This window comes from Bradyrhizobium betae, assembly GCF_004123905.1.
Classification (GTDB): domain Bacteria; phylum Pseudomonadota; class Alphaproteobacteria; order Rhizobiales; family Xanthobacteraceae; genus Bradyrhizobium; species Bradyrhizobium betae_A.
This window is the reverse complement of sequence record NZ_MZXW01000016.1, coordinates 198,939-218,007: the sequence shown is the minus strand read 5'-3', so window position 1 is coordinate 218,007 and position 19,069 is coordinate 198,939. Positions and strand designations below refer to the sequence as shown.

Sequence of the window (19,069 nt, the reverse complement as noted above, 5' to 3'; positions counted from 1 at the left end):
ACATATTGACGAGGGAGCGATTACCATGTTCCGCGTTTTTACGTGCCTTACGGCAGAGCATGATTGGCGGCTTGTCGTGCTCGCTGGTCTGGTCTGCTTCGCCGCGAGTATTGTAGCCGTCAGCATCTTTCGTCGCGCGATCGCGTCGCAGGCCTGGGCGCGGGTGATCTGGATTGCGATCGCCGGCGCCGCCATCGGCTACGGAATCTGGGCAACGCATTTTGTTGCAATGCTCGCCTACGAGCCCGGCGTCTCCACCGGTTACGGCATCGCGCTGACTGCGCTGTCACTCGCCGCGGCGATGATCCTGACCTCTGTCGGCTTTGGCGTTGCCGTGAACAATTCCGGCCGCTGGCGCGCGCCTGCCGGCGGCGGCATCATCGGTGCCGGCATTGCGAGTATGCACTATCTCGGGATGTGGGCCCTCGAAGTGCCGGGTCGCGTGAGCTGGTCGCCGGAGCTGGTGTTCATCTCGATCGTCCTCGGCACGGCCTTGGGCTACGCTGCACTCGCGGTTGCCCTCGGCCGCAAGGACCTATGGGGCGCGCTTGCTGCCGCGGTGCTGCTGACGCTCGCAATCGTGTCGCACCATTTCACGGCCATGGGGGCCGTGCAGATCGTTCCAGACCCGACGCTGACAAGCGGTGCGTTGTCGCTTTCTCCTACCTTCCTCGCCGTGGCAATTGCGGGTGTGGCCCTATCGGTGCTCGGGATGAGTCTCATCGGCGTGCTGGCGGATCGTCGCCTTGCGACCAGAACCAGTAGATTCGAGGAAATCATCAGGGAGCTTTCGCTCGCCAGGCAACAGGTGGAAGATTCGCAAAAGGAATTCCAGGACCAGAAACTCAGGCTGGATACGGCCATCAACAACATGGTCGAGGCTCTCTGCATGTTCGATGCGGAGAAGCGGCTCGTCGTCAGCAACGAGCGTTATGCCCTGCTCTATCGGCTACCGCCGGAACTGCTGAGAACGGGGACACCGCACGCCGACATCATCAGGCATCGTGTTGTGAGCGGCATCCTCAGGGGCGACGCCAGCGAAGGCGCTGCCGAGCAATTCACGTCGAAACTGGCCGCGCTGCCGTTCGATGCAGTCTCGAGCAGGATCGACGAGTTTGCGGATGGTCGGTTGATCTGCGTGACGCGCCAGCCTATGGCCGGCGGCGGATGGGTGGCCACCCATCTCGACGTGACCGAGCAGCGCCGGTCCGAAGCCAAGATCACCCATATGGCGCAACACGATGCGCTGACCGATCTGCCAAATCGCGTGCTGCTCAGAGAGCGGATGGAGCATGCCATTGCAGTTACGCGCAACGGCGGCGTCGATCTGGCCGTGCTCATGCTCGACCTCGATCGCTTCAAGGAAGTCAACGACACGCTTGGACATCCGACAGGCGATTCCCTGCTGCGCGCCGTTGCAGCGCGTCTGCGCGAATGCACCACGGAAACCGCGTTGATCGCGCGACTGGGAGGCGACGAGTTCGCGGTGATCGATTACGTAACCAATCCGGCCGTGGAGGCCGCCGCCCTGGCCGAGAACATCAGAAAGGCGCTTTGCGAACCGTTCGATCTCGGCGATCACCGGGTCACGGTGGGCACCAGCATCGGCATTGCCATCGCGCCGCGCGATGGCAATGATTCCGACGTGATCATGAAGAGCGCGGATCTCGCCCTCTACTCGGCCAAGAGTGGTGGACGTGGTGCATTCCGTTTCTTCGAGCCGGAACTCGACGAGCTCATGCATGCGCGACGCAACCTGGAGCGCGACATGCGGGTTGCGATTGCCGGCCGTCAATTCGAGCTCCACTACCAGCCGTTCGTCACCCCCGCGACCGGCAAGGTCCGCGGCTTCGAGGCTTTGCTCCGCTGGCATCACCCGCAGCACGGTCTGGTCATGCCGGGCGAATTCATCCCGCTTGCGGAGGAGACCGGCTTGATCGTGCCTCTGGGAGAATGGGTCTTGAGAACGGCCTGTGCGGAAGCCGCCAAATGGCCTGCGCATGTCAGGGTTGCGGTCAACCTGTCTCCCGCTCAATTCAGGAGCAAGGAGCTTGTTCCGGTCGTGATCGGCGCACTGGCGAGTTCGGGAATTGCTCCGCATAGGCTCGAGCTCGAGGTCACCGAGACGGCGGTCATGCATGACAGCGAAGCTGTCTTCGCAGTTCTCGGTCAACTGCGCGAGCTCGGTGTGCGAGTAGCCCTGGACGATTTCGGCACCGGCTATTCGTCGCTGAGCTTTCTACAAAGATTCCCGTTCGACAAGATCAAGATCGACCGCAGTTTCGTCAACGAACTATCCAGCGCAAGCGCAGAGGCGCGCCATCTCGCGCGAGCCGTGGTTCGTTTCGCAGTCAGCCTCGGCAAGACGACGACCGCCGAAGGCGTCGAAACCAAGGAGCAGCTGGACATCCTCCGTGAAGAAGGGTGCGTCGAAACGCAGGGCTATTATTTCAGCCGGCCGATGCCTGCATCCGATATCGCGAGAATGCTGCGGCGAGGTGCCGGAGCAGCCGTCCGCGCTGCCTGAGCATTCAGGCCTTCACTGCAACGGCGGATCCCCGCTGGTGCGCTTCTTGGCGAGGTCCATCTCGGTCACCGCGATCAGGATCTCGGCGCGGGTCTTCAGATCCATCGCCTCCAGCATGGCCTGCTTCTCCGCGGGGCCATAGGGCGACATCATCGCCAGCGCGTTGACGAGCGCTTCGTTGGGCGCGCTCTCGACGCCCTCCCAATCGACCTTGAGATTGTTGGCTTTCAAGAAGTCCGCCAAAACCGCCAGCAGCGCCTCGCGATCGACCTCCTCCTCACCTATGCGCGCGGTGAAATCGTCGACGAAGGCGAAAAAATCCACCTTGCACTGGCGGTAGGCGGTGAGCACTTCCAGCTCCTCGATCACCCTGAAGCGCGAGACGCCGGTGAGCTCGAGGATGTAACGGCCGTCGCCGGATTCGGCGAGCTGGGTGATGCGGCCGACGCAGCCGACCCGGAACAGCGCCGGCTTGTCGGAGTTCTTCGGCGAGTGCGCGATATCCGGCTGGATCATGCCGATCAGGCGGTGGCCGTCGCGCAAGGAATCGTCGACCATCGAAAGGTAGCGCGGCTCGAAGATGTTGAGCGGCATCTGGCCGCGCGGCAGCAGCAGCGCGCCCGGCAGCGGAAACACCGGAATGATTTCCGGGAGGTCGGCGGGGCCGCGATATTCGATGTTGATCGGCATCTGGTCCCCGCTGACCGCGTTAGTTCACCGCGCTTACGAAAACAGGATCGTCGACAGGCGCTTGCGTCCCTCGACGGTTGCATCATCAGTGCCGCCCCAGGCCTCAAAGAACTGCACAAGCTGCTTGCGGGCGCCATCGTCGTTCCATTTGCGGTCGCGCTTGATGATCGCGAGCAGCTGCTCGGTGGCAGCCGTGCGGTTGCCCTGCGCATTCAGCGCGGTCGCAAGATCAAATCGTGCCTGATGATCGAGCGGGTCTGCGGCGACTTTCTGTTCCAGCTCGGCCACCGGCCCCAGTGATTCCGCCTGCTCGGCGAGATCGATCGCGGCCTGCACGGCCTTCACCGCGGGATCGTTGCGCTTGGATTCCGGCACCATGGCCAGCGTCTGCTTGGCCTGCTCCATCGCGCCGGAGACGGCGTAGCATTTTGCGAGACCGGCGAGGGCGGCGATGTTGGTCGATTCGTGCTGGAGCACTTCGGCATAGATCTGGGCGGCCGCGGCGGCATCGCCCTCGGCGAGCACGGCCTCGGCCTCCTGGAGAATCTCGGCGGTGTTCGCCTCGCCCGGCGCCGTGATGCCCTTGGTCACCTTTTCGATGAAGGCGTTGAGCTGGCTCTCCGGCACTGCGCCCATGAAGCCGTCCGCGGGCTGGCCGTTGACGAAGGCGATCACGGCCGGGATCGACTGGATGCCCATCTGGCCCGGAATCGCCGGGTGCTGGTCGATGTTCATCTTGACCAGCTTGACCTTGCCCTTGGCCGCCTTGACCGCCTTTTCCAGCATGGGGGTGAGCTGCTTGCAGGGGCCGCACCACTCCGCCCAGAAGTCGATCAGCACCGGCTGGCGCTTCGATTCCTCGATGACGTCCTTCACGAAGGTCTGGGTGGTGGTGTCCTTGATCAGATCGGCCGCAGCCGGGTTTGCGGCTCCGTTACCTTGGTCGATGATCGTCACGGGATCCCCTCGTCTGATGTCTGGAATGGCGGGCTCTTTAGCACGTCGCCAATTCATATGCTTGTTGTCGGCTCCTAAATTGGGCCGGGACGGCCGAATTTCAATCCATTGGAACCGATTCCCCGGGTCCGGGGCATTTCCGGGCCATTTGGCCGCATTCGGGGTCCATATAGAGCCCGGATTGCGAATCTATCCCGCCGGTAGCTGTTGCATTCCCCGCCCGGTTTTGGCATACGACAGCCGTTGCCGGGCGCGTCACGCGGTCGACACAGGATGCGGGTGTAGCTCAGTGGTAGAGCACGACCTTGCCAAGGTCGGGGTCGAGGGTTCGAGCCCCTTCGCCCGCTCCAATTTTTCCCAGAGCATCCAGCCAAACCGGGTCGGGCCGTGGTTTCCACGCCGCTGGCGGCTGGCTCGGATTTCATATGACAATCGTGGTCAACCGGTACGCTCCAATTGCTTGAGGCGATCGGGTTCGACGAGGGATCTTTTCCGACGAGCGGCTTCTGGCAAACACTTTCACCAAGTCCCAACCCTCTGGATTCAGACGGACGGATTGTTGTTCGTTTCGGTCTTTCAGAAGGCTCCGCCCCAGCGAAGGGGGCAAGAAATTCTAGGGGTTTTCAGGGCTTGCGGGCCATGGAGACCTCGGGAGAGCTCTGACTTAATGGAATTTCAGGCCTTCTCGTACTATATTGACGAGAAGGAGAATCCATGCCCGACCAACGTTCCGCGACCAAGCCCCACTATACTGCTGGCGTCATCCAGCGGTTGGCGACCGCCAACAACGTGGCGGTCGTCGTGACGCCGAACGATGTCTTTGCCCATCACGTGACGCGGCTCTCCGGCGACGACGTGAATTTCGATCCTATCGAGAAAACCATCGTCGCGCTTCAGCGTGCCGGGATTTTGGATCGTGTTCAGGCCGTGCGCCTTCAGGCACGTTATCTTCGCGAAAGCCGTCCGTGACGTTTGATCCATTCGGGGATTTCACGACGCGCGGCTATTTGCGCAACGTCGCGAAGGCTAAGGACCCCGATATCGTTCAGCGCCTCGTGCATAATTCTTTCCTGACCGGCATCGATTCAGCCTTGGATCACCTCAAGGCGCGGCCTTCTTTGAGCTATGACGACGTTTTAAAAACGCACAAACGCTCTTCGAGGCCGTATTCCCATGGGCTGGAGAAGATCGACACACAAACGCGTCCCACATCCACGTGAAAAAGGGCGCTATCTTCTTCGCTCATCCCGACGACATTCGCAAAGCAATCGACTACGCGCTGGAGAAGGGACAAGACAAGGCGTTCATGGCGGAGAAGGCCGGCGAAGTTATGGGCTATCTCGCTTATGGCCACCCGTTCCTCGACGGTAATGGCCGCACCATCATGCTGGTCCATGCCGAACTTGCGCGCCGCGCGGGCATCGGCATCGACTGGTCGGCGACGGATAAGGACAAATACCTTGCCGCTTTGACGGAAGAACTCGAAGAGCCAGGTAAAGCAAGCTCGATGCCTACCTGAAGCCATTCATCCGCAAGGGCTCGGAAATGAAAGACATTGCGGATGCGATCAAGGCCGCGCCGGGGTTGGACGGCGGCAACGCGGATACGGTCGCGGGCGAGACCAGTAATCCAACGGTCACGGCGCAATACGAGGCGCAAGCAGTCAAGCGCAAGGGCAGCCAAGGTGCTGCGCTGAAAGACAAATAAGACCAAACTCAGCTTAGTAGGCTGTGCCGCGCGAGTGCGCGAACAGGCTCAATGCGCATCGCGCACCGAGCCGCAGGATACAGCGGTACTGGAGATATCGAATTGGCTCGCGTTGAGCGACCTAGTCAATAATCGGAGCAGCCTCGTGAAACGGAAGGGCTGGAAGGGAAAGAAGCCGAAGAGAAGTCCGACGCTGGCCGTCGTTCGCCCGGCTCCGCCGATCTTTGAGCCAAGGATTTGCCCGTGGCTGGTAACGCTCAAGGCGAACCCGAAGGCGTTCAGGGAGCTTTACGACGTAGCGAGGACCTATGCCAAGGAAACCGACCGTTGGTGTGAGGTGCAGCCGTGGGCGCATTAAATGCTGGAGTCTGCGGAGGAATTTGTCTGCGGTGTTCTAACCATAGGGCGCTTCGCCCGCTCCAATTTTTTCCAGAGCATCCGAATCCCGTAAGCGCAATTCGCTTCGGCTTGCCTCGAGCGAGAGCCGCGGCTCAGGGGATCAATCCCGAGACGCGATAGGCCTCGATCGTGCGGTCGTAGACCGAGATGTCGTTGCGGCCGCGTGCAATGAGCTGCGCGCCTGCGATCGCGGCGTAGATCGCCATCGCGCGTTCGTTTCTCTCCGCTTCGCTAGCCGAGGGCTTCGCCGTCGCCAGCGCGCGCGCGATCCACGCGATATTCATCCGCGGAAAGCGATCGATCTCGTGCCTCACCTCGTCGGGAAGATCGTCGAGCTCAGCGCTCATAATGCCGCTCAGGCACATGCGATTGCCGTTGGCGAGCGCGGCGCGGAAGATCTCGACATAGCGGTCGAAGCGCGCATGCGGATCGGGCACCGTAGCGAGGATATCCTCCAGATAGACGGCGCCCTCCTCGGCGTAGCGCTGTGCTAGGGCCACGCCGAGATCGCCCTTGGTCGGGAAATGATAGTGCACGCTGGCACTCTTGATCCCGACCTCCTTGGCCAGCTCGCGAAAGCTCAGCGCGGTGTATCCGCGCGCCTGCACGGTGGCGCGCGCGGCGGCCAGAACGGCCTCTCGCATGTCGGTTTTGGTCTTCGCCATCGAAATCGTTACCTATCGATCGATAGATAGCTGTTGACCTAGGCGAGGGGAAGGGGGTAACGAGGCGCCGCCATTACCTATCTATCGATAGACAGACAAAGAGGTGTCACATGAAAATCTACGATCGTCCAGGCTTTCCCAACCCCGCCCGCATCCGCATCGTGCTCGCCGAAAAGGGGCTCGACTCCCAGATCGAATTTGTCCCGATCGACCTCATTGGAGCCGAGCACAAGAGTCACGCGTTCCTGCAAAAGAACCCGTCCGGGGTCCTGCCCGTGCTCGAACTCGACGACGGCACTTTCATCTCCGAATCCACGGCGATCACCGAATATCTCGATCACCTGGACGGCCACCCCACGCTGACGGGTACGACGCCGAAACAGAGAGGGCTGATCCACATGATGCAGCGGCGCGCGGAGGCCGAACTGATCGATCCGGTCGGCGAGTACTTCCATCATGCGACACCCGGGCTCGGCGCGAAGCTTCAGGCCTTCAAGAGCCTCGACTGGAGCGGCCGCGCCGATTGGGGACGGCGGCAGGGCGAACGTGCGCGCGCCGGAATGATCTATTTCAACGGCGTGCTGGAGCGGCAGCCCTACGTCGCGGGCGACGCGTTCTCCATGCCGGACATCACCGTCTTTGCCGGCCTGATGTTCGCCGAGGCGGCCGGCCTCACGATCCCTGACAATTCGGCCGCCCTCGCCGCCTGGCGCACGCGGGTTGCCGACCTGCCCAGCGTGAAAAATCGCAGCGGCCAGGCTTTTCTCGCCGACGATGCCCGCCGCCTCGGGCTGTAATTGACGGGAAGCTTTTCCCGGCACTAACGATTGCCGGACGGCGGTCGACGCGCGAGGCAGGTTGAATCCGTTCGGTTCTGCCTCGCACGTCGCCGCAGGACGATCCGGAGGTGCGATGACAATCCTGGTTACGGGCAGCGCCGGCCATCTCGGAGAGGCGACCCTCCGCACCCTTCGCGGGCGGGGCTCATCTGCGCGCGGGATCGATCTGAAGCCCTCTCCCTTCACCGACGCCGCCGGCTCGATCGTCGATCCCGACTTCGTGCGACGCCAGATGGACGGCGTCACCTCCGTCATCCACACCGCGACCCTGCACAAGCCACATGTAGCGACCCACAGCAAACTGGACTTTGTCGACACCAACGTCACCGGCACGCTCAATCTGCTCGAGGCGGCGGTGGCCGCTGGCGTCCGCAGCTTCGTCTTCACCAGCACCACCAGCGTGTTCGGATCGCAGCTCCGGCCCGAAGCCGGACAGGCCGCGGTGTGGGTCACCGAGGGTCTCCCGCCGGTGCCGAAGAACATCTATGGCACCACAAAACTGATGGCGGAGACTCTCTGCGAGCTGTTCTTTCGCGAGCGCGGTCTGCCGGTGATCGTCTTGCGGACCTCACGCTTCTTCCCGGAGGACGATGACGACCCGGAGGTGCGCTCGGCCTACCCGCTGGACAACGCGCAGGCCAACGAGCTGCTCTATAGACGGCTGGATATAGCGGACGTGGTGAGTGCCCATTTGCTCGCCGTCGAGCGTGCGCCGGACATCGGCTTCGCCCGCTATATCGTGTCGGCCACGAGCCCGTTCGAGCAACATCACCTCGGGGTGCTGGCGCGCGACGCGGCGGGTGTCGTGCGCGACCTCTATCCGGATTGCGAGCAGCTCTACGCCGCACGTGGCTGGCGCTTATTCCCTGAGATCGACCGCGTCTATGTCAACGCGCGGGCGCGGCGCGAGCTCGGCTGGCGGCCCGGATTCGATTTCGCGCATGTGCTGCATAGCCTTCGTGCAGGACAGGATTTCCGCAGCGCGCTGGCGCGCGAGGTCGGATCGAAAGGCTACCATGACGCGCAGTTTGACGACGGGCCCTATCCCGTCGCCTCGTAAGCGCCGTGTTTGTCGTTTTGCTCGACGCATCAGATGTCTGCGCGGAGTCACCGGACGCAAACTGGCCTTTGCCGTTCTACTGTGCATGGGGTTGTTTTCGCAGTTTTGTGCGAGCCGACCCTCGCGCTGCCTCCAAATTAAGCCATGCGCCATTTTGATTCCGCGTTGCAGCGAGATCATTGCCGCTGCCGCATGCGCGGCGAGAGAAAATCCGTCTCAACTTTTATTGAGCGCAACCGCACTGCACCCGACGCGCTTCTCACCGCCGGCAGATGTGCTAACCTTTTCGTGTCTGCCTCTCGACAGACTGAAAACTTCGCCTCTCGACTAGCATAACAAAATAACGTGCAGCCCTGACGGCTGCCTTAGGGGAGTGACGCGATGACATCGATGTTCCATCGATCCGTGTTGGCGCTTGCGGCCGTAGCCCTTCTTGCGGGGACCAGCGTTGGCAATGCGCAGCAGCAGGACAAGAACCGGCAGCTGAAGAAATACGAATCCGGCACCAAGGAGTTCTGGACCCATCCGCCGGACGACTGGTTCCTCGGCGACGAGACCGAGGCGCAGAAGGGTCTCGCTCCGCCGTCGGGCCCGCCGACCGGCGCGTCGGAGGCCGAGCTCGCGGCGATGATGAAGAAGATCAAGCTGCCGGCCGGCTTCAAGATCGAGGTCTATGCGCCCGGCGTTCTCGCCGCGCGGCAGATGGCCTGGGGCGACAAGGGCACGCTGTTCGTCGGCTCGTTCGGCCTTGGCAACGTCTATGCCATTAAGGACAACAACGGCAAGAAGGAGGTCAAGACCATCCTGAAGGGGCTGAACATGCCCACGGGTCTGGCCGTCAAGGATGGTGCGCTCTATGTCATCGCGGTCGACAAGCTGATCCGCTACGACGACATCGAGAACAAGCTCGACAATCCCGGCGAGGGCAAGGTCGTCTATGACGACATGCCGTCCTATGCCGCGCATGGCTGGAAATACATCGCGGTCGACAAGGACGGCTGGTTCTATCTGCCGTTCGGGCCGCCCTTCAATGTCGGCATCCCGCCCACCAGCGTGTCGCAGATCCGGCGCGTCGATCCCAAGACCGGCAACGCCGAGATCTACGCGCTCGGCGTTCGCAACTCGGTCGGCGGCGACGTTGATCCGCGCTCCGGCAAATACTGGTTCACCGAGAACGCGCGCGACTGGATCAGCGACGATCTGCCCAGCGACAAGCTGAACATGATCTCGAAGATCGGCGAGCACTTCGGCTATCCCTACTGCCACCAGGGCGATCTTCCGGATACGAAGTTCGCGATGGGCCACAAATGCTCCGAGTTCACGCCGCCCGTGCTGAACCTCGGCGCCCACGTCGCTCCGCTCGGCATGAAGTTCTATACCGGCGACCAATTCCCCGCCGAGTACAAGAACAACATTCTGATCGCCGAACACGGCTCCTGGAATCGTCACAAGTACCAGGGTGGCAATATCACGCGCGTGATCGTCGGTCCCGACGGCAAGAATGCCAAGAAGGAGGTGTTCGCCTCCGGCTGGATCGAGGGTGACCAAGGCTATCTCGGCCGTCCCAACGACATCATCCTCGCCAAGGACGGCTCGATCCTCGTCGCCGACGACTGGGCCGGCGCGATCTATCGCATCAGCTACAGCAAGAAGTAGCCGCGGGTAAAACGGAGGCTGCGGTGGCCGCGAGGTGCCGCAGCCTCTTTCATTTCAAGGTCACACACTGTCGTTCCGGATTGCATGCGACCCGCGCGCAAGTCCGGAACCCATAACCCCGACTGGTGGTTATGGACTGCGGGCCCCTCTCGGGGCGAGTGACGTGCTTGCTAGTTCAGGATGGAATCATGCGCCGCCAGTTTTCTTCGTATATCGTCGGCGCGCTATCGCTCGCAGTATTCGCATTCGTCCCAGCCCTGGCCGCCGATAATGCCGCGATCAAGGAGAAGGCCGCGGTCTGCTCCGGCTGTCACGGCGAGAACGGCATTTCGCAGACCGAGAACATCCCCTCACTGGCCGGCCAGCCCGATCAGTTCATCCAGTGGCAGCTGGTGTTCTTCCGCGCCGGCTCGCGCAAGAACGACCAGATGCAGCCGATCGTCGAGGAGATCACCAACGAGGACATCCGCAATTTCGGCGCCTATTTCGCGCAAATGACGCCGGCGAAGGCCGAGGAAGACAAAGATCCGGACCTGTCGAAAAAGGGCGCGCAAGTTGCCGTCGGCCGCCGCTGCGCTTCATGCCACACGGATAGTTTTGCCGGCACCAAGGCCGTCGCGCGGCTCGCGGGCCAGCGCGAGGAATATCTCGTCAAGGCATTGCACGACTACAAGACCGGCCAGCGCGTCGGCGGCGGTGTCGCCGCGATGGCCGATGTCGCCTATCACATGAGCGACGAGGAAATCACCGCCGTCTCGCACTATCTCGCGTATTTCAAGTAGCGCGAGGCTACCCCGCCCGCTGCTTCTCGTACGCCTTCAAATGCGTGTACGCGATGCGCAGCTTCGGCACCGGCACTTTTGCGGCATCGGCACGCGCGATGAGATCGCCGATCACGTGATCGGCCTCGACCGGAAGGCCCGCCTTGATGTCGCGGAACATCGACGCGGTCATCGGTGAGCCCTCGGTGGTGATGTTGCCCTTCACGCGTTCGAAGAACGGTCCGCCCGGCGTGTAGCCCGACGCGGTGGCGATCGCGCTGGTCTCATCCAGCATGCCGAGCAGAAAATCCCGGCCGCCGGGGGCGGCAAGGATGTTGCCGACGGAGGTGCGCATCAGGCTCGTCGACGCGGCGAGCGAGGAGAGGAACACCCACTTCTCCCACATGTCCTGCATGATGTTCTGGCTGACGGTGGCCCCAACGATGCCGCTCTTGAAGGCCTCATCGATGGCCCTGACGCGATCCGACAATTGCCCGTCGCGTTCGCCGTAATTGAGCGACTGCATCGGTTGGAGCTGCACCACCTCGCGCTTCTCGTTCAGTGTCGCGGCGATGGCGCAGAGGCCGCCGAGCACGCGCTCCTTGCCGAATTTCTGGTCGAGCGTGTCGAGATGCTTCATGCCGTTGAGCATGGGGATGATAGCCGTATCAGGCCCGACTGCCGCGGCGAACGACTTGATGGCGTCGTCGAGGTCGAACGCCTTGCAGCTGAGCAGCACGACGTCGAACTTGTCCTTGAGCGCGTCGGCCTGCACGGTGGGCGGATTTTTCAAGGTCACATCGCCATTCGGGCTCTTGATGACGAGACCGGCGCTCGCCAGCTCGCCGGCGCGGCGTGGCCGGACCAGGAAGGTGACGTCGCGGCCGGCCTGCAACAGCCTGCCACCAAAATAGCCGCCAATGGCGCCGGCGCCGACCACGAGGATACGCATGGGATTGTCCTTATTGTTGCTATTGGCGGTCTATCTATAGTCGTCATTGCGAGCGAAGCGAAGCAATCCAGAATGCTACCACGATCACATTCTGTCGCCGGAGAATGAAGGTCCCCTACTCGCCCGACACCATCTCCTCGACCTCGCGCAATTGCTCCTTGCCGAAGAACATCTCGTTGCCGACGAAGAAGGTCGGCGAACCGAACGCGCCTCGGGCGACCGCTTCCTCGGTGTTCTTGATCAGCTTGCCCTTCACCTCGGGCTCCTGCGCGCGAGCGAACAGTTTTTGGGCATCGAGGCCGGAGGACGCCAGCGCCTTGGCTGCAACCTCGGGGTCGTCCATCTTCTTCGGCTCGCGCCACATGTGATGGAAGGCGGCATCGACATATTTTTCGAATACACCCTCGGCTTGCGCCGCGATCGCAGTGCGCATCAGGTTCAGCGTGTTGACGGGGAAGTTGGGATTGAAGACGTAAGGCTGGACCTTGAAGCGCTTGATGAAGCGTTCGGTCTCGACCGCCTGGAATTCACGCTTGTTCTTGATGCCCGCGAGCGTCTCGGCCGGCGACTTGTTGTTGGTCGATTTGAAGATGCCGCCGAGCAGGATCGGCACATATTCGAACTTGACGCCGATGCGGCTTTCGATCGCGGGGATCGCGAGATGGCTGAGATAGGCGTTCGGGCTGCCGAAATCGAACAGGAATTGCGGGGCTGTGCGGGTCAAAATCGTTCTCCCTGACCGGGCTTTTGATCTGGCTTTTCATCCATTGTGGCGCAGGGCGCGCCACAGGTCTACCGTTTAATGACGGTCATAATACCTTGATGATTCCGTCAGATCAGGCGCCGGATCGCCCGCTTGCGCCACACCAGAAGGTAATAGCCCATCTGCAAGACGAACATGGCGCAGAACACGATCGGATAGGCAGCCCACACGCCCTTCAGGCCGACCGTGCGGCTCAGGATCACCGCCGCCGGCAGTTCGATCGCGACAATGGCGAAGATCGACAGCAGCATCGGTGTCAGCGCCACGCCAGCGGCACGCATCGCGCCGGAGAACACGGTGGCTAGGCCAAACGGCACCGAGCTCCACAAGGCGATATAGAGTAATCCCTTCGCCAGATCGAGCACGGCGCCGTCGGTGATGAAGACGCCGAGCACCGCGCGTGGCGCCAGGTAGATCAGCGCGACCAGCCCGCCGGTCAGCACGAGGTTGAACGCAAGGCCGGTGCGCACGATACCATCCAACCGTGCCCTGTCACCGCCGCCAATCGCCTGCGCGCCGAGGATCGAGACCGCGATCGAAATCGACATCGCCGTGAATTGCGTGTAGCCCATCACCTGGTTCACCGCGCCATAAGCGGCCGTGGCCTCTGACCCATAACCGTTGACGAGGCCGAGCAGCACCAGCTCCGCAATCGCCATCACCACCATGCCGATCGCGCTGGGCAATCCGATGCCAAGGATTTTTCCGAGCACGGCGCCGTCGAGCCGCATATGACGCAGCAATGCAACGTCCGGCGCGAGCGCATGTTTCCTCCGCAGCAGATAGACGGCCAGCGCGATCAGCGTCAGCGCGTTGGCAATCGCGGCCGCCCAGGCCGGGCTGGTGATGCCGCACGCGGGCATTCCGAACGCCCCGCGGATCAGCATCGGCGTCAGGATCAAGCCGATTGTCGTCGACAACGCCAGTGCCAGCAGCGGCGTGAGCGCGTCGCCAACGCCACGGATCATCGCCGTCATCAGCAGGAAGACGAAGCCGAGCGGCATCGTCAGCAGCATGATGCGCGCATAGGCGCTGGCCTGGTCGAGAATGTCTGCGGGCGTCGCGAGCATCGTCATGAGTTGCCGGCTGAAGATCCCGCCGACCAGTGCAATCGATATCGACAGCAACAGGCCGACCGCAAGCGTCGTACCGACGACGCTCTTGATCCGGCCGTGCTCGCCCGCGCCAAACGCCTGGCCGATCAGTACGGTGGCACCGGTACTCAGACCCATGACGAAGGCGAACAGGAAGAAGAACACCGGGAAGAACGTCGAGACGGCCGCGAGCGCGTCGACGCCAATCATCTGGCCGAGATAGACATTGCTGACGGTACCGAACAGCGATTGCAGCGCATTGCTCAGCATCAGTGGCGCGAGGAAGCGAAGGAACGTGGTCCAGAGCGGTTTTGGGGAGGACATGGCTGTGTCTTTCATCATGGCGCAGAAAGCCGTTGCCGCGCAATGCGCGGCTCGGCCGTCGATGGGGGGTGAGAAAGCGCCTTAGGCGCGGTCGCTGTAGGCGAGCTTGACGATGTGGTCGCGGATATCAGTCGGCCAGTCCGCGATCAGTCCGGCGAAGCGGCGCCGGTCATCCGCAAACAGCGCGCGCGAAGCCTCCTCGAATTGCGGGAGGTTGCCGGCCATGGTCGACATGAAGTGATAGGCCGCATCGCGCGCCTGCCGCTCACGGTCCTTGTCGCCGCTGGAGCGCCTCGCCTCGTCGACGAGTTTTCGCAGCGCGACCGAGGCACCACCAGGTTGCGCGCTGAGCCACTCCCAGTGCCGCGGCAACAGCGTCACCTCGCGCGCGACCACGCCGAGTTTTGGCCGGCCGCGCCCGCGCGGCTCGCTCGGTGGTGCGCTCTCCTCCACCGGGGGCGGGATAAGCTTTGCCAACCGCGCCAACACCTCGCGATCCCCGCCGCGCAGGTCGAAGTCGATCGATCGGCCCGTGCCGTCCTCGAAGATGACGATGGGCTCGTCCGGCCGTGGCGCCATCCGCTTGACGACCAGCGCAACCTCTCCTGCCGGCCCGGACACCAGGCGACGCTGCCCCTGAAAGGCGGTGAAAGTCTTCTGCATTGAAATCATTGCCATATTGATCGATGTTGACCTTTTTAATACCCGGGTAAATCCTAGAGGTCAATATACCCGGGTGAAAATATCCATCCGGATGGCTCGACATTGCGATCCCGGGCTGGCACGAACGCGCGGCTGATCGACCACGCCTAGCCCCGGGGACCACACGATGCTGACCGTTCATCACCTCAACAATTCCCGCTCGCAGCGCGTGTTGTGGCTGCTCGAAGAATTGGGCGTGCCCTACGAGATCGTGCGCTACGAGCGCCAGCCCGACATGCGCGCGCCGAAGGAGCTGCGCGCCATTCATCCGCTCGGCAAATCGCCTGTGATCACCGACAACGGCAACACCGTCGCCGAGTCAGGCGCGATCATCGAATATCTCATTGCGACCTACGGCAACGGCCGCCTGATTCCGCCGCCTGATACGCCGGAGCGGCTGCGCTACACCTACTGGCTGCACTATGCCGAGGGATCCGCGATGTCGCCGCTGCTGCTGAAGCTGCTGTTCACGCTGATGCCGAAGCGCGCGCCGGCTTTGCTGCGCCCGCTGGTGCGAAAAGTCTCGAATCAGGCGCTCACCGCGCTGGTCAATCCGCAGCTCAAGCAGCACATGGATTATTGGGAAGGCGAGCTTGCGAAGAGCGAGTGGTTTGCCGGCAACGAATTCACCGCCGCCGACATCCAGATGAGCTTTCCGCTGGAAGCCGCGCAAGCGCGTGGTGGGCTCGAGCTTGGCCATCCCAAGGCGATGGCGTTCCTGGAGCGCATCCATGCGCGGCCGGCTTACGCCCGAGCCCTCGAGAAGGGCGGGCCGTATCAGGTGGGGCGGTAAGTTTCCTCACCGCCCCGGGATGACCTGTCAGTCCGCGTGCAGCACGCGCCCACGCGTCTCCGGCAGCGCGAACGCTGCGATGAAGAACAGCGCGTAGGCCACGACTGCGAACATCGCTATCGCATTCGCAAGCGATGTTGTCGCTGAGAGCGAGCCGACGAGGAACGGAAACAACGCGCCGATGCCGCGGCCGAAATTGTAGCAAAAGCCCTGGCCGGAGCCGCGCAGCCGCGTCGGATAGAGTTCGGTCAGGAACGCGCCGATCCCCGAGAAATAGCCCGAGGCGAAGAAGCCGAGCGGGAAGCCGAGCACCCACAGGATCTCGTTGGTCAGCGGCAGCTGCGTGTAGAGCAGCACCACCGCCATGGCGCCGATCGAGAAGATCAGGAACAGATTGCGCCGTCCGATCCGGTCGGCGAGCCAGGCGCCGGTGAGATAGCCGATGAAGGAGCCGATGATCAGCGTCGAGAGATAGCCGGTCGAGCCGACAATCGAGAGATGCCGTTCCTTGGTCAAAAATTGCGGCACCCAGAAGGTGACGGCGTAATAGCCGCCCTGGCAACCCGTCGCCATCAGCGAGGCCAGAATCGTGGTCTTCAGGATCGGGCCGGAGAAGATCTCCCATAGTGCGGGACGATCGCCACTCGCCGCCTGCTTCGCGCGGGCTTCGGCCGCGATCTCCGGCTCGGTGACCGAGCGGCGGATGTAGAACACCAGCAGCGCCGGCAGCGCGCCGATCACGAACATCCAGCGCCATGCGGTCTCCGGCGGCAGAGCCGAGAACAGGATCGCCTGCGACAGCACGGCGAGACCCCAGCCGACCGCCCAGCCCGATTGCACCGAGCCGACCGCGCGTCCGCGATATTGCGGCCGGATCGCCTCGCCCATCAGCACGGCGCCGGCCGCCCATTCGCCGCCGAAGCCGAGGCCGAGCACGGCGCGCGCGATCAGGAGCTGGTCGAAATTCTGCACGACCGCGCAGACCAGCGAGAAGAACGAGAACCAGATGATGGTGATCTGAAGCGTCCGGACCCGGCCGATATGGTCGGAGAGATAGCCGCCGAGCCAGCCGCCGATCGCGGACGCCAGCAGCGTCACCGTGCCGGCGAGGCCGGCCGAGGCCGCGTCGACCTTCCACAGCGCGATGATGGTGCCGATCACCAGCGGATAGATCATGAAGTCCATGCCGTCGAGCGCCCAGCCCGCGGCGCAGGCCCAGAACGTCCGCCGCTCCGGCGCGTTCATGTCGCGATAGAAGGCGAGAAGGCTGGTATCCTCGATCTCGGCGCGTTCGATGCGCTGGTTCGGATCGGCTGTGGTCATGTGCGTTTCCCCGGCAGTTTCTTGAAACTGCGCGGTCGTAGCACGCGCGGCAGCGAGCGCAAACGGGCGGGCGCTCCCATTTCATGCAAGGGCAGGGTTACTGTCCTGCGGCTTCCGCGCCACGCGTGCGCGGATCCGGCGCGCCGAGCGGCCCGTTCGGCGTGACGAGAATCGAGTTAGCCGAGGTCTGCCCCATCGGCTCGACGACGAGGTGATCCATCGCCTTCAGCTGAAACAGGACATCGTCGGGAAAGCCGCGCTCGATGCGCACCTCGTCCGGCAACCATTGATGGTGCAGCCGCGGCGCGGCGACGGCGGCGGCCACGTCCATTTTATAGTCGAGGACGTTGACGATCACCTGGAGCACGGTCGAGATGATGCGGCTGCCGCCGGGCGACCCCGTCACCAGCACTGGTTTGCCGTCCTTGAGCACGATGGTCGGCGACATCGACGACAGCGGCCGCTTGCCGGGCCCGGGCAAGTTGGCCTCGTAACCGACGAGGCCGTAGGCGTTGGAAGCGCCGACCGCCGCGGTGAAATCGTCGAGCTCGTTGTTGAGCAGCACGCCGGTGCCGTCGGCGACCAGGCCGACGCCATAGCTGAAGTTCAGCGTGTAGGTGTTGCTGACGGCGTTGCCGCGGCTGTCGACGACCGAGTAATGCGTGGTGTTGGTGCCTTCGCGCGGCGCCGGAGGAGCGGACACGATCTGCTTCGACGGCGTGGCGCGATCGGCGGAGATGCCGGCGCGCAACTTGGCGGCATAGTCCTTCCCGATGAGTGTCTCGATCGGCGCATTGACGAAGGCGGGGTCGCCGAGATAGCGCGCGCGATCCGCATAGGCGCGCTTCATGGCTTCGATCAGCAGATGCAGCGACGCCGGCGAACCCTGCTTCAGGTCGGCGAGCTGAAAGCCTTCGAGGATGTTGAGCGTCTCCGCCAGCACCACGCCGCCAGAGGACGGCAGCGGCATCGAGACGATGTCGTAGCCGCGATAGCTGCCGCGCACCGGCGCGCGGATCACCGCAGAATAGGATTTCAGATCGGCTGGCGTCATGATGCCGCCGGCGTCGGAGAGGGCCTTGGCCAGTTTTTCGGCGACCGGCCCTTCATAGAAGCCGCGCGGGCCTTGCGCCGCGATCGCCGACAACGTTTCGGCGAGATCGGTTTGCGTCAGCCGGTCGCCTTCACCGAGCGGTGTGCCATCAGGGCGTGAGAAGATTTTGGCTGAGGAGGGCCAGCGCGCGAGCCGCCGGTGCCAGCCCGGCAGCGTGTCGGCCATGTCGTCGCTGAGAACAAAACCGTCGCGAGCGAGCGCGATCGCAGGTTCTATCAATTGCGCCAAGGTGAACTGGCCTGAGCCGTATTTCTCCAGCGCCAGGGAAAGTCCGGCAACGGTGCCGGGTACGCCGACGCCGAGTGCGGAATCGCGCGACTTCGCTGGATCGGGCTTGCCATCGGCGTCGAGAAAGATTTGCGGGGTGGTCGCCGCCGGTGCGGTCTCGCGATAATCGATTGTAATGTCTTCGTGACGCTCAGCCGAATGGATCACCATGAAACCGCCGCCGCCGATATTGCCGGCGCGTGGATAAGTCACGGCCATCGCAAAGCCGGTGGCGACTGCGGCATCGACCGCATTGCCGCCGCGCCGCAGGATGTCGGCGCCGACCTGCGCCGATATCTTTTCCTGCGCCACCACCATGCCGTGCTCGGCGGGAACGGCATGCACCGTGTCGAGCGCGGGCGGGGCATAGGCCCGTCGCGCATCCTGTGCGGTGGCCGGTGCAAGACCAAACGCCAGAGTGGCAATGAAGGCGAAGAATGTCCGCCGTGTCGAAAATGACGCCATCATCAAACTTC

General features: G+C 63.0%; 18 protein-coding genes, 1 tRNA gene and 1 pseudogene. 11 read left to right on the top strand and 9 right to left on the bottom strand.

All coding sequences use genetic code 11. The annotated features are described in order from the left end of the window. Window positions 1–25 precede the first annotated feature (25 nt). The gene (locus B5V03_RS11190) at window positions 26–2,527 is read left to right on the top strand and encodes a bifunctional diguanylate cyclase/phosphodiesterase (RefSeq protein ID WP_129270090.1); all 2,502 of its coding nucleotides are present in this window, start codon (window positions 26–28) and stop codon (window positions 2,525–2,527) included. Between the two features lie 12 nt (window positions 2,528–2,539). Here B5V03_RS11190 and B5V03_RS11185 read toward each other — a convergent pair whose 3' ends face one another. Then, window positions 2,540–3,217, bottom strand: coding sequence for an LON peptidase substrate-binding domain-containing protein (locus tag B5V03_RS11185; protein ID WP_129270088.1), 678 nt, complete (start codon window positions 3,215–3,217; stop codon window positions 2,540–2,542). A gap of 33 nt (window positions 3,218–3,250) precedes the next feature. Then, complete coding sequence (gene trxA, locus B5V03_RS11180; RefSeq protein ID WP_164987932.1) at window positions 3,251–4,174, bottom strand: thioredoxin; 924 nt, start codon at window positions 4,172–4,174, stop codon at window positions 3,251–3,253. Between the two features lie 275 nt (window positions 4,175–4,449). Here trxA and B5V03_RS11175 point away from each other — a divergent pair. The 5 genes and pseudogenes from B5V03_RS11175 (at window position 4,450) to B5V03_RS42250 (ending at window position 5,881) form a co-directional block, all read left to right on the top strand. Then, a tRNA-Gly gene (locus tag B5V03_RS11175) sits at window positions 4,450–4,524 on the top strand. 364 nt (window positions 4,525–4,888) lie between these two features. After that, complete coding sequence (locus tag B5V03_RS11170; protein WP_129270086.1) at window positions 4,889–5,143, top strand: hypothetical protein; 255 nt, start codon at window positions 4,889–4,891, stop codon at window positions 5,141–5,143. Beyond that, complete coding sequence (locus tag B5V03_RS42260) at window positions 5,140–5,394, top strand: hypothetical protein (RefSeq protein ID WP_245502195.1); 255 nt, start codon at window positions 5,140–5,142, stop codon at window positions 5,392–5,394. Before B5V03_RS11170 ends, B5V03_RS42260 begins: the two co-directional genes overlap by 4 nt. Next, a pseudogene (locus B5V03_RS42255) lies at window positions 5,382–5,693 on the top strand (Fic family protein); the annotation flags it as partial. The gene B5V03_RS42260 and the pseudogene B5V03_RS42255, both read left to right, overlap by 13 nt. A 26-nt stretch (window positions 5,694–5,719) precedes the next feature. Continuing rightward, the gene (locus tag B5V03_RS42250; protein WP_245502194.1) at window positions 5,720–5,881 is read left to right on the top strand and encodes a hypothetical protein; all 162 of its coding nucleotides are present in this window, start codon (window positions 5,720–5,722) and stop codon (window positions 5,879–5,881) included. Between the two features lie 491 nt (window positions 5,882–6,372). On the opposite strand, the gene B5V03_RS11160 is transcribed toward B5V03_RS42250, so the two are convergent. Next, entirely contained in the window at window positions 6,373–6,945 is a 573-nt protein-coding gene (locus B5V03_RS11160) for a TetR/AcrR family transcriptional regulator (RefSeq protein ID WP_129270084.1), read from the bottom strand. A gap of 110 nt (window positions 6,946–7,055) precedes the next feature. Here B5V03_RS11160 and B5V03_RS11155 point away from each other — a divergent pair, with 110 nt between their 5' ends. The 4 genes from B5V03_RS11155 to B5V03_RS11135 all read left to right on the top strand — a co-directional run bounded on the left by B5V03_RS11155 (window position 7,056) and on the right by B5V03_RS11135 (window position 11,282). Beyond that, window positions 7,056–7,742: a glutathione S-transferase family protein gene (locus B5V03_RS11155; RefSeq protein WP_129270082.1), complete on the top strand. Its 687-nt coding sequence runs from the start codon at window positions 7,056–7,058 to the stop codon at window positions 7,740–7,742. 115 nt (window positions 7,743–7,857) lie between these two features. After that, entirely contained in the window at window positions 7,858–8,844 is a 987-nt protein-coding gene (locus B5V03_RS11150; RefSeq protein WP_129270080.1) for an NAD-dependent epimerase/dehydratase family protein, read from the top strand. A gap of 381 nt (window positions 8,845–9,225) precedes the next feature. After that, complete coding sequence (locus tag B5V03_RS11140; protein WP_129270078.1) at window positions 9,226–10,500, top strand: PQQ-dependent sugar dehydrogenase; 1,275 nt, start codon at window positions 9,226–9,228, stop codon at window positions 10,498–10,500. 188 nt (window positions 10,501–10,688) lie between these two features. Continuing rightward, window positions 10,689–11,282 carry a c-type cytochrome gene (locus tag B5V03_RS11135; protein ID WP_129270076.1) on the top strand — a complete coding sequence of 198 codons (594 nt, stop codon included), beginning with the start codon at window positions 10,689–10,691 and terminating at the stop codon, window positions 11,280–11,282. A gap of 7 nt (window positions 11,283–11,289) precedes the next feature. On the opposite strand, the gene panE is transcribed toward B5V03_RS11135, so the two are convergent. The 4 genes from panE to B5V03_RS11115 all read right to left on the bottom strand — a co-directional run bounded on the left by panE (window position 11,290) and on the right by B5V03_RS11115 (window position 15,072). Further along, entirely contained in the window at window positions 11,290–12,213 is a 924-nt protein-coding gene (panE, locus tag B5V03_RS11130; RefSeq protein ID WP_129270074.1) for a 2-dehydropantoate 2-reductase, read from the bottom strand. 115 nt (window positions 12,214–12,328) lie between these two features. Further along, complete coding sequence (locus B5V03_RS11125; protein ID WP_129270072.1) at window positions 12,329–12,937, bottom strand: 2-hydroxychromene-2-carboxylate isomerase; 609 nt, start codon at window positions 12,935–12,937, stop codon at window positions 12,329–12,331. A gap of 107 nt (window positions 12,938–13,044) precedes the next feature. Continuing rightward, the gene (locus B5V03_RS11120) at window positions 13,045–14,394 is read right to left on the bottom strand and encodes an MATE family efflux transporter (protein ID WP_206736141.1); all 1,350 of its coding nucleotides are present in this window, start codon (window positions 14,392–14,394) and stop codon (window positions 13,045–13,047) included. An 81-nt stretch (window positions 14,395–14,475) separates the two neighbouring features. Next, window positions 14,476–15,072: a DUF2239 family protein gene (locus B5V03_RS11115; RefSeq protein WP_129270070.1), complete on the bottom strand. Its 597-nt coding sequence runs from the start codon at window positions 15,070–15,072 to the stop codon at window positions 14,476–14,478. A 151-nt stretch (window positions 15,073–15,223) separates the two neighbouring features. Here B5V03_RS11115 and B5V03_RS11110 point away from each other — a divergent pair, with 151 nt between their 5' ends. Next, window positions 15,224–15,889 (top strand): glutathione S-transferase family protein, encoded by a 666-nt coding sequence (locus tag B5V03_RS11110; RefSeq protein ID WP_129270068.1) that lies wholly within the window; start codon window positions 15,224–15,226, stop codon window positions 15,887–15,889. Between the two features lie 27 nt (window positions 15,890–15,916). Here B5V03_RS11110 and B5V03_RS11105 read toward each other — a convergent pair whose 3' ends face one another. Both B5V03_RS11105 and ggt read right to left on the bottom strand, forming a co-directional pair. After that, window positions 15,917–17,212, bottom strand: a complete 1,296-nt coding sequence (locus B5V03_RS11105) for an MFS transporter (protein WP_129270066.1) — start codon at window positions 17,210–17,212, stop codon at window positions 15,917–15,919. A 97-nt stretch (window positions 17,213–17,309) separates the two neighbouring features. Next, window positions 17,310–19,061 (bottom strand): gamma-glutamyltransferase, encoded by a 1,752-nt coding sequence (gene ggt / locus B5V03_RS11100; protein ID WP_129270064.1) that lies wholly within the window; start codon window positions 19,059–19,061, stop codon window positions 17,310–17,312. Between the last annotated feature and the right edge of the window lie 8 nt (window positions 19,062–19,069).

Excerpts from the sequence above, each read along its gene's own strand:
- B5V03_RS42250 (WP_245502194.1), top strand. The coding sequence starts at position 5,720 with ATGAAAGACATTGCGGATGCGATCAAGGCCGCGCCGGGGTTGGACGGC.
- B5V03_RS11150 (WP_129270080.1), top strand. The coding sequence starts at position 7,858 with ATGACAATCCTGGTTACGGGCAGCGCCGGCCATCTCGGAGAGGCGACC.
- B5V03_RS11190 (WP_129270090.1), top strand. The coding sequence starts at position 26 with ATGTTCCGCGTTTTTACGTGCCTTACGGCAGAGCATGATTGGCGGCTT.
- panE (WP_129270074.1), bottom strand. The coding sequence starts at position 12,213 with ATGCGTATCCTCGTGGTCGGCGCCGGCGCCATTGGCGGCTATTTTGGT.
- B5V03_RS11170 (WP_129270086.1), top strand. The coding sequence starts at position 4,889 with ATGCCCGACCAACGTTCCGCGACCAAGCCCCACTATACTGCTGGCGTC.
- B5V03_RS11135 (WP_129270076.1), top strand. The coding sequence starts at position 10,689 with ATGCGCCGCCAGTTTTCTTCGTATATCGTCGGCGCGCTATCGCTCGCA.
- ggt (WP_129270064.1), bottom strand. The coding sequence starts at position 19,061 with ATGATGGCGTCATTTTCGACACGGCGGACATTCTTCGCCTTCATTGCC.
- B5V03_RS11185 (WP_129270088.1), bottom strand. The coding sequence starts at position 3,217 with ATGCCGATCAACATCGAATATCGCGGCCCCGCCGACCTCCCGGAAATC.
- B5V03_RS11110 (WP_129270068.1), top strand. The coding sequence starts at position 15,224 with ATGCTGACCGTTCATCACCTCAACAATTCCCGCTCGCAGCGCGTGTTG.
- B5V03_RS11155 (WP_129270082.1), top strand. The coding sequence starts at position 7,056 with ATGAAAATCTACGATCGTCCAGGCTTTCCCAACCCCGCCCGCATCCGC.
- B5V03_RS11140 (WP_129270078.1), top strand. The coding sequence starts at position 9,226 with ATGACATCGATGTTCCATCGATCCGTGTTGGCGCTTGCGGCCGTAGCC.
- B5V03_RS11120 (WP_206736141.1), bottom strand. The coding sequence starts at position 14,394 with ATGTCCTCCCCAAAACCGCTCTGGACCACGTTCCTTCGCTTCCTCGCG.
- B5V03_RS11115 (WP_129270070.1), bottom strand. The coding sequence starts at position 15,072 with ATGGCAATGATTTCAATGCAGAAGACTTTCACCGCCTTTCAGGGGCAG.
- B5V03_RS11105 (WP_129270066.1), bottom strand. The coding sequence starts at position 17,212 with ATGACCACAGCCGATCCGAACCAGCGCATCGAACGCGCCGAGATCGAG.
- B5V03_RS11160 (WP_129270084.1), bottom strand. The coding sequence starts at position 6,945 with ATGGCGAAGACCAAAACCGACATGCGAGAGGCCGTTCTGGCCGCCGCG.